The sequence below is a fragment of the Legionella steigerwaltii genome (genome assembly GCF_001468065.1).
Lineage (GTDB): Bacteria > Pseudomonadota > Gammaproteobacteria > Legionellales > Legionellaceae > Legionella > Legionella steigerwaltii.
Genome location: NZ_LNYZ01000042.1, coordinates 100,384 through 102,545, shown reverse-complemented (window position 1 = coordinate 102,545; position 2,162 = coordinate 100,384). Strand labels below are relative to the sequence as shown.

Genomic DNA, 2,162 nt, shown 5'->3' with positions numbered 1-2,162 from the left:
CCGCAAGTTGTCAAGATTATAATGTTTCTGCTACCGATTTAACTGTACTGACCACAGTGCCAAAGCATACCTATCCCTTTGCAGGAATTAAGATTAATTCGCCATATTATTCAATAGGTTCAGGTTGTACTCCATTAAGCAATGGATTTTGTATGTTTTCGGTGAGCAACACTTCAGCTGCAATGATTCAAATAAAGATTCCTGATTACATTATTATTGGTGCAGGTACTGCGGGTGCAGTGTTAGCAAAAAAATTAACTGATGATATGCACACTTCCGTTGTTGCATTGCATAATGGGCCCAATTTGGATCAGGACCCTCTGATTAATCGTTCAAAAAATGCTGTGATAACGGTACTATCAGGATTGATTGGGCCTCCGTTTTTTGTGCTTTCTGAAACGATCACGCAACAATTTGCTAATAATCGGATGTTAAATTGGGTTTATGCAATACCGCTAGGCGGGGCATCAGCGATTAATGCAGGGGCATGGGTTCGCGGCACGAATCAAGTTTATTCTCAATGGGAAGCACTAGCAGGACCAAACTGGTCTGCGGCGAATATTCAGAATATCTATGTTGAATTAGAAAAGTATACTGGGCAAACGACTAATCCTAGTGCTCGAGGTTTTAATGGACCACTTCCTGTTCATCAAGTAACGAATCCTAGCCAAGTTTCGGTTAAATTTTCGCAAGCTATTATGAATGCTACGGGAGTGGGCTTCGTACTCGATTATAATGATCCCAATACTCCCATTGGGGCCTCGACTCAATTGCAATCCACGCAAATGGGTGCCAATGGGGATTTACGAGCAAGTAGTGGTATTGTGTTTTTAAACAATAATGTCATGGATCAAAAAGGCAATGGGGTTAATGGGCGTCAATTGCGTGTGCTGTTTCATGCTACAGCAGATAATGTGATTTGGAGTGGTAATAAGGCAGTAGGTGTTCGATACTATCAACGTGATGGATTGAAAAATCATCAACGTGTTCAATTGAAAAATCTTTATGCAAATAAAGGAGTGATTGTCAGTGCTGGGATTAAGAGCAGCGCATTTCTTATGCGCTCTGGAGTGGGGCCCGCATCGCTTTTACAATCACTGAACATTCCTGTGGTCTATGATAATCCCAATGTAGGTCAAGGATTGGCAGATCAGCCTCATGTCGTACTGATTTATACGTCAAATCCTAATGATACCCCTTCATCGCCAGTGCTTCAGATTACAGGCAATATTATTTCTGCTTTAGCAAATACCCCTATCGGCCAACAACTTATTAAATATATTGGTTCCCAGGTGAGTGTGCCAAATAGTGTATTTTCGCAAATTGCGATGTTGCCGGATCCCAGTGGAGCAAATCCAGGAGTACGTGCGGTACGATTGGCTTCAGTTAATCCAATTCCAGGCATCACCGTTCTCCTGGTTGATCAGGTACAACCACAGAGTCGTGGTTCTATCGTGATTCGCAGTCGTGATCCTTTTGTAGAACCCAATATGGACTTGGGTGAGTTTTCAGTGCAATCTGATCTCACTCTTTATATCAATACATTTCAAAATTATATTAAGAATATCAATGCACAGTTGCAAAGTATTGATCCGACCTATCAGATGGTTTTCCCTGACCCAGCGGTGCTTGATGATGTTGCGCAATTAACGGATTTTATAAAGCAAGAAGTGGGAAGTAATATGGTTTTCCAAAGCCATTGCCGTATGGCTCCTTTAAGCCAAGGTGGGGTCGTTGACGGTACAGGGCATGTATATGGAGTGCAAAATCTCATTGTTGCAGATGTGTCTATTACCCCTGTTGCAATGGACGGTACTCCTATGGCCACAGCTTATTTGTTTGCAGCAAATATAGCGAATATGTTGCTGGGACAATAAGACGTAGGTCAGTTGGGTCTTGGCTCGACGATTTCTTTGTTTGCTGACTGCTATCCTGCCAGCCATGGGGACTTGCGTCGTACTTCTTCTCCGCGAGATAATTTCTTATGTCCCGCTTTATCTTTCCAGTATTCCCGTTGTTGAATAAACGGGAATATCATTACTTACCGATACACCGATGAGCGCTATCTGAATCGCTCGAAAGGCGGTGAAAAGTGCTACTTCGCCTTGGTAAAACGGAAACCTGTCGAAACATCAAGGTCAGGATCAATATGGTGTTACCAA

The 2,162-nt window shown here is 42.6% G+C and carries 1 protein-coding gene; it reads left to right on the top strand.

Features of this window, described 5'->3' with window-relative positions; genetic code table 11:
• The coding region (locus Lstg_RS16735) for a GMC family oxidoreductase (RefSeq protein ID WP_058478751.1) at nucleotides 1–1,877 on the top strand (1,877 nt) is incomplete at its 5' end.
• Nucleotides 1,878–2,162: the final 285 nt, after the last annotated feature.